We start from the raw sequence: 6,904 nt of genomic DNA on the forward strand, positions 1-6,904 counted from the left end.
CGCAGCGGCCGGCACGCGGCCGGGCCGGGGTCGCGCCGGCTGACGCCTCGAAGGCGCCGGCTGCAGCCGCAGGTCCGGCTCCGGCGTCGATGCGCTCGCGCCGGCTGCCTCGCGCGAACTTCGCCGTCGGTGCCGCCGGTGCCGATTTACCCTGCAGTCCTCAGCATCGAACGGCATGGTCCCGCCTCAGGCCGGCTCACGCTCGCTCTCCCGCTTGGGCTCCGCCGCAGGCCGCCGCAGCGCCGCATCGGCGAGCCGCCCGCCCGCGCTGAGCCAGGGATGCTTGGCATGGCCGATGCGCTGCGCGCGATAGATGCCGGTGTGCCCCGAGAACAGGTAGGCGATCACGCAGGCCAGCGCGGCGAACATCCCGATCGGCGCGCCGAACAGCTCGATCGCCATGATCGTCGAGGCGATCGGCGTATTGGCCGCGCCCGCGAACACCGCGACGAAACCGAGCGCCGCCAGCACCGGCAAGGGCAGCGCGAGCAGGTGCGAGAGCGCGTTGCCGAGCGTCGCGCCGATGTAGAACAGCGGCGTCACCTCGCCGCCCTTGAAGCCGGCCGCGAGCGTGAGCACCGTGAAGCCGAACTTGCCGGCGAAGTCGTAGACCGGCAAGGGTCCGCGAAAGGCCGCCTCGATGGTGGGAATGCCGAGCCCGAGATATTGCGGCACGGCCAGCACGCTGCCGGCCAGCGCCACCAGCGCGCCGCCTGCCATCGGCCGCAGCGGCCCGTAGGGAATCCAGCGCTTGAAGCGCGCGCCGAGCGCGTGCGTGGCATCGGCGAACAGCATGCCCACCACGCCGAAGGCGATACCCGCGACGATCGCCGAGCCGGCCGTGGCCAGGCCCATCGGCGGCACGTAGGGCACCGGGTAGACGGGATGGTGGATGCCCCACAGCCGGCACACCACGTCGGCGACGATCGCCGCCGCCACGCAGGGAAACAGCGCGTCGTAGCGCAGGCGGCCGATCGCCAGCACCTCCAGCCCGAACACCGCGCCCGCCAGCGGCGTGCCGAACACCGAGGAAAAACCCGCGGCGATGCCGGCCATCAACAGGATGCGCCGCGTCTCGGCATCGACGCGCAGGATTCGCGCGACGCGATCGGCCAGCGCCCCGCCCATCTGCACGGCGGTGCCCTCGCGCCCCGCCGAGCCGCCGAACAGGTGCGTGACCACGGTGGCGATCATCACCAGCGGCGCCATGCGGGTGGGCACCGCGCGCGCCGGGTCGTGGATCTCGTCGATCAGCAGGTTGTTGCCGCCCTCCACCGAGCTGCCGATGCGCAGGTAGACCCAGCCCATGGCGAAACCGCCCAGCGGCAGCAGCCACAGCAGCCAGGGATGCGCCAGGCGCGTGCCGGTGGCGAGATCGAGCAGGTAGAGGAACAGGGCGGAAGCAGAGCCGGCCAGCGCGCCGACCAGGCTCGACAGCACGAGCCAGCGGCCGAGCGCGCGCAGCATCGCGACTTGCTCGACGGATTCGAAAGCTTTCATGGTTTCCAGATTCGACAGGACATCAAACCTGGGCGGCAGGACACCGCTTGTCGTCAAGACGGCCTACGACCTCCTGTACCCAGGATGCGTAGGCATCATCAGCCGGCTGACCGGCGGTTGTGTACGGAGGAATGCCATCTCCGGCGAGCACGGATTGTACGCGAAATGGACGCGAAAAAAATGCGGCGGCATCGAAATCGCCGCCGCAGCGGGCCGCCTTCGCTCGCGCGGATCATTCTTTCGGAATGCTTACCCGTTGCCGCCGGCGGCCCCGCCGCGCGGCATGCGCGGCGGGGCCGGGCGCTCGAACCTCAGTGCAGGTCCGAATGCTTGCGGATCGCGTCGGCGGTCTGGCCCGCCTTCTCCTGCAGCTTGCCCTGGGTCTTCTCGGCGACACCTTCCGCCTCGGTCTTGCGGTCGCCCGTCACCTTGCCGAGCGCCTCCTTCATCGAACCCTTCACCTGCTTGAGCTTGCCGTCAATACGATTCTTGTCCATGGTCGACTCCTTGAGGGATTCATCGGGACCGGCCGTGCGGGCCAGGGCCGCGCGCCGGGGAGTCACCATCTTCGCAAGGCGCCGCCGCCGCGAGCAGATGCAGATGGGCCAGCGCTTTTAGTGCATTCGCACCGGCCCGATGTTCAGCGCGAGGCCCGCCCGCGCGGCGTGCGCGCCGCGCCGGTGGCCTTGGCGGCGGATTTCGCGACCGGTTGCGCGGCCGGTTTCGCGGCCCGCTGCTGCACCGCGGCAGGCGCCTCGGCCGGGACCGGAGCCGGGGCCTCCGCCGCGCCGACGATACCCCGCTCGCGCGCCCACACGATCGCCTCGCCGCGGCTGTGCACATCGAGCTTGTTGTAGATGGTCGAGACGTGGTTGCGCACCGTGTTCGGCGCGAGCCCGAGCCGGTTGGCGATCTCCTTGTCGGGCAGGCCGTGGCAGAGCAGGTCGAACACGTCGCGCTCGCGCGCGGTCAGGTCGGCGAGTTGGGCGCCGGCATCGGGTGCCTTGTCGCGGCGCACGTTGGCCAGCTTCTCGATCAGGGTACGGCTGAACCAGGAGGCATCCTGCATCGCCGTCTCGATGGCCTGGATCAATTCCATCTCGGTGCGCTTGCGCTCGCTGATGTCGAGCAGCGCGAGCAGCAGGCAGTCCTGTCCGTGGATCGCCACCATGTCGGCCGACACCAGGCAGTCGCGCGGCTCGCCGTCGTGCCGGAGCACGCGCGCGTCGCGCATCCTCACCGCGCCCTCGCGGCCGATCGCGTCGACGATCTCGCGCTGCATGCCCGGCTCGGCCCACAAGCCGATCTCCTCGGCCGAGCGGCCCAGCACCTCGTGCTGCGCATGGCCGGTCATGGCGGCGAAGGCCTCGTTGCAGTCGAGGACCTCGCAGCCGCCGGCGGTCAGTATCGCCATCGCCACCGGCGCCATCCGGAACGCCTTGGCGAAGCGCTCCTCGCTCTGGCGCAGCGCGGTCTCGGCCAGCCGGCGCGGCTGCAGGTCGGTGAAAGTGAACAGCATGCAGGCGTGCTCGCCCATGTCGATCGGCTGGCCCGACACGATCACCGCGTGGTCGCCGCCGTCGGCGCGGCGCAGCAGCGCCTCCATCGGCGGGATCGACATGCCGTCGCCGAGCCGCTCGATCGCCAGCTCGCGCCGCTCGGCGCGATCGAACACGTCGAGCTCGTAGACCGAGCGGCCGATCACCGCCGCCTCGCTGGCCTGGCCGGTGATGTCGAGGAAACCCTGGTTGACCTTCACGTAGCGGAAGTCGTCGAGCCGGCAGATCGCGGCGGGCGCCGGGTTGGCGTTGAAGGTGCGCTCGAAGCGCTGCTCGGCGCTGGCCCAGTCGGTGGCGTCGTGCAGCACCAGCGCCAGGCAGTCGGGCTCGCCCGCCGCGTTGGTCAGCACCAGGCTGCGGATCCGGTGGACCCAGCGCAGCCGGTCGTCGGTGGCCGATTCGACCTCCACCGTCACGTCGCTGAACTGCTCGCCGCTGATCACGCGGTCGATCGGATACTGGCCCTGCCGGACCGGGTCGTGGTTGGTGTCGCGCAGCCGGAAGCGCTCGCGATACTCGGTGACGTCGGCGCCCAGCTCGGCCAGGCTGGCCGCGCCGTGCATGGCCAGCGCCGCCTCGTTGGCCCACACGATGCGCTGGTCGGGCTCGACCAGGATCACGCCCTCGGTCAGCCCGGCGATGATCTGGTGCAGTTGGCGGCGGTCGGTATGTGTCTTCAGCGCCTGCTCGTCGGGCGGCGCGGGCTGGAATTCGGCGGCGGGTCGGTTCATCGATGACAGGAGCATGGCTGGCGCGGTCGGGTAAATCGGCAAGGATCGGCCGCGCCGGCACTGTAAAAATTGCACGCCCGGCGCGGCCCGGCCGCCGCGCGGGCTTGCGGGAACGTCCGGCAAGCCGCCGCGAGGCGGGCTGTCGCAAGGATCGAGCAAGTTTCGTGCAAGGCTGCCGCGAACACCATGCAGGCACCGCGCGAGCGTCGCGCGCAAGCCGGGCAGGACGCCCGGCCGCCTCCCGCGAGCGGCGCTCAGCGCGAGCGCGCGAAGCGCTGCAACTGCAGGGTGACGCGCTCGGCGATCTGGTCGAGCGGCAGGATCGCCGTGGCCGCGTCAATCGCGGCGGCCGCCTTGGGCATGCCGTACACGGCGCTGGTGGCCGCGTCCTGGGCGATCGTGTAGAAGCCCTTGGCGCGCATCGCCTTCAGGCCGAGCGCGCCGTCGCGGCCCATGCCGGTCAGCAGCACGCCGAGCGCATCGCCGCGCCAATGCTCGACCACGCTGTGGAAGAACACGTCGACCGAGGGCCGATACGGCGTTTCCTCGGGATGGCGCGTGTAGCCGAGCTGGCCGCGCGCGGTGAGATGGAGGTGATCGTTGGTGGCGGCCAGCAGCACCTCGCCGCGCTGCGGCGCCCCGCCCTGTTTGGCCACGCGCACCGGCAAGCGCGTGAAGCCGTCGAGCCATTCGGCCATGCCGATCGCGAAGGCCGCGTCGACATGCTGGACGATCACGATGGCGGCCGGGAAATCCTCGGGCAAGGGCTTGAGCAGGGCGGCCAGCGCGGTGGGCCCGCCCGCCGAGGCGCCGATCGCCACCAGCGGCGGCAGCGCCGTGGCGGGCGCCGCCGCCGGCTGCGCCGGCACCGGCCCGCGCGTGGCCAGCAGCCGGCCGATCTGGTCGATCTTGGCCAGCAGCGGCTGCGAGGCATCGGCCAGCATGCCCTGCGCGAGGGTCGGCGTATCCACCGCGTCGAGCGCGCCGGCGCCCATCGCCTCGTAGATGGTGGCCTTGTTGGCATCCACGCTGGCGGTCACGATCAGGATCGCGCAGGGCGAGCGGGCCATGATCTGGCGGGTCGCCTCGACGCCGTCGACGCGCGGCATGATCAGGTCCATCAGCACCAGGTCGGGCGGGTTGGCGACGCAGAAATCGACCGCCTGCTCGCCGTCGGCGGCCACCCACAGCACACGGTGCTCGGGCCGGTGCGACACCGCGCGGCGCAGCGCGGCCACCGCGAGCGGCAGGTCGTTGACGATGCCGATGTTCATGCGCTGGCCTCCCCGATCAGGTCGTGGACGGCGTCGAGCAGGGCCTCGTCGTGGAAGCTGCCCTTGGCCAGGTAGTAGTCGGCGCCGGCATCCAGGCCGCGCCGCCGGTCCTCGTCGCGATCCTTGTACGAGACGATCATCACCGGCACCGCCTTGAGCAGCGGATCGCCCTTGATCAGCGTGACCAGCTCGATGCCGTCCATGCGCGGCATGTCGATGTCGGTCACCACCAGGTCGAAGCGCTCGCCGCGGATCGCGTTCCAGCCGTCCATGCCGTCCACCGCGATGGTCACCGCGTAGCCGCGCTTCTCCAGCAGCTTGCGCTCGAGCTCGCGCACCGTCAACGAATCGTCGACCACCAGCACCTGCTTGCGGCGCTGCGCGAGCGCGCCGCCCGCGTCGCGACGGATCTTGGTGAGCTGGCCGCCGCGGATCAGCTTGTCGATCGAGCGCACCAGGTCCTCGACGTCGACGATCAGCACCGGATCGCCGTTCTCGAGCAGGGCGCCGGCGGCGATGTTGCGAATCTTCTGCAGGCGCGCGTCGAGCGGCTGCACCACCAGCATGCGCTCGCCGAGGAAGCGGTCGACCGCCACCCCGTAGGTTTCCGGCTCGGCGCCGATCACCACCACCGCCGTGCTGGGCCCCGCGCCGCCGGGCTCGCCGGCATCGAACAACTGGTGCGCGGTGACCAGGCCGACGCGGCGCTCGTCGAGCGAGAAGTGCTGCTGCCCCTCGAGCACGTCGATGCCGGCGCGATCGATCTCGAGCGCGCGCCGCACGTGCACCAGCGGGAACGCATAGGGCTCGCCGCCGACCTCGACCAGCAGGCTGCGGATCACCGACAGCGTGAGCGGCAGTTGCAGCACGAAGCGCATGCCCTGCCCCGGCTCGTTGAAGATCCGCACCGCGCCGCGCACGCGCTTGACCATCTCGTGCACGGCATCGAGCCCGACGCCGCGGCCCGACACGTCGGTGACCTGCTCGCGCATCGAGAACCCCGGCAGCAGCAGGAATTCCAGCACCTCGGCATCGGTCAGGCGAGCGGCCGTCTCGGCATCGGTCAGGCGCTGCCGCACGATCGCCGCGCGCACCGCCGAGAGGTCGGCGCCCGGCCCGTCGTCGGCCACGCTGATCAGCAGCGAGCCGGCGCTGTGGCGCGCCTCCAGCGTGATGCTCGCCTCGGGCGGCTTGCCGCGCGCCACGCGCAGCTCGGGCGCCTCGACGCCGTGGTCGAGCGCGTTGCGCAGCAGGTGGCCGAGCGGCGCGTCGAGCATGTCGAGCAGGTCGCGATCGACCTGGGTGGATTCGCCGACGATCGAGAAGCGCACCCGCTTGCCCAGCGAACGCGCCAGGTCGCGCACCACGCGCGGATAGGCGCGGGTGGCGTCGCCGAACGGCCGCATCCGGCATTGCAGCGCCTCGTCGTAGAGCTGCTCGGCGATATGGCTGCTGCGCCGCTCGAAGCGGTCGAGCTCGTCGATGCGGGCCGTGAACGCGCGCTGCAGGTCGTTCATCATCTGCCGCACCTCGTTGAGCGCGGCCTCGCGCCCGGGGTCGAGATCGTCGGCCAGGCTTTCGTAGAGCGTGTCGAGCGCGCGCGCCGCGTCGCGCTGCGTGCGCCGGATGCGCAGCATCGAATCGGCGAAGGGCTTGAGCCAGCGCGATTCGACCAGCGATTCGCCCGACAGGCTCAGCAGCCGGTTCAGGCTGTCGGCTCGCACGCGGCGCATCTGGCCGGCGTCGCCGGCGCTGTCGTGGCTGTCGCGCGCGGCCGGCTCGATGCTTGCGGGCGCAACGGCGCCGGCTGGGTTCGCGGCGTCGCCGCGCGCGGCGCCGG

At 71.5% G+C, this 6,904-nt stretch carries 5 protein-coding genes and 1 riboswitch; all 5 genes read right to left on the reverse strand.

Annotated elements, in window-relative coordinates:
• Positions 1-186: 186 nt before the first annotated feature.
• Positions 187-1,500, reverse strand: coding sequence for a chloride channel protein (locus tag F3J18_RS34650; RefSeq protein ID WP_025100961.1), 1,314 nt, complete (start codon positions 1,498-1,500; stop codon positions 187-189).
• Positions 1,501-1,582: 82 nt separating this feature from the next.
• A riboswitch (Fluoride riboswitch) is annotated at positions 1,583-1,651 on the reverse strand.
• 160 nt (positions 1,652-1,811) lie between these two features.
• Positions 1,812-1,997 (reverse strand): CsbD family protein, encoded by a 186-nt coding sequence (locus tag F3J18_RS34655; RefSeq protein WP_013690973.1) that lies wholly within the window; start codon positions 1,995-1,997, stop codon positions 1,812-1,814.
• Positions 1,998-2,140: 143 nt separating this feature from the next.
• Positions 2,141-3,790, reverse strand: a complete 1,650-nt coding sequence (locus F3J18_RS34660; RefSeq protein ID WP_166916621.1) for a helix-turn-helix transcriptional regulator — start codon at positions 3,788-3,790, stop codon at positions 2,141-2,143.
• 254 nt (positions 3,791-4,044) lie between these two features.
• Positions 4,045-5,064 (reverse strand): chemotaxis response regulator protein-glutamate methylesterase, encoded by a 1,020-nt coding sequence (locus tag F3J18_RS34665; RefSeq protein ID WP_036036855.1) that lies wholly within the window; start codon positions 5,062-5,064, stop codon positions 4,045-4,047.
• Positions 5,061-6,904 (reverse strand): response regulator (locus F3J18_RS34670; RefSeq protein ID WP_240156493.1); only part of this gene is annotated, 1,844 nt, incomplete at its 5' end. The genes F3J18_RS34670 and F3J18_RS34665, both read right to left, overlap by 4 nt.

Source organism: Burkholderia sp. Ax-1720, from assembly GCF_011753035.1.
Lineage (GTDB): Bacteria > Pseudomonadota > Gammaproteobacteria > Burkholderiales > Burkholderiaceae > Burkholderia > Burkholderia gladioli.

What these genes read in the sequence shown, in the direction of transcription:
- F3J18_RS34650 (WP_025100961.1), bottom strand. Translation starts at nt 1,500, where the DNA reads ATGAAAGCTTTCGAATCCGTCGAGCAAGTCGCGATGCTGCGCGCGCTC.
- F3J18_RS34655 (WP_013690973.1), bottom strand. Translation starts at nt 1,997, where the DNA reads ATGGACAAGAATCGTATTGACGGCAAGCTCAAGCAGGTGAAGGGTTCG.
- F3J18_RS34660 (WP_166916621.1), bottom strand. Translation starts at nt 3,790, where the DNA reads ATGAACCGACCCGCCGCCGAATTCCAGCCCGCGCCGCCCGACGAGCAG.
- F3J18_RS34665 (WP_036036855.1), bottom strand. Translation starts at nt 5,064, where the DNA reads ATGAACATCGGCATCGTCAACGACCTGCCGCTCGCGGTGGCCGCGCTG.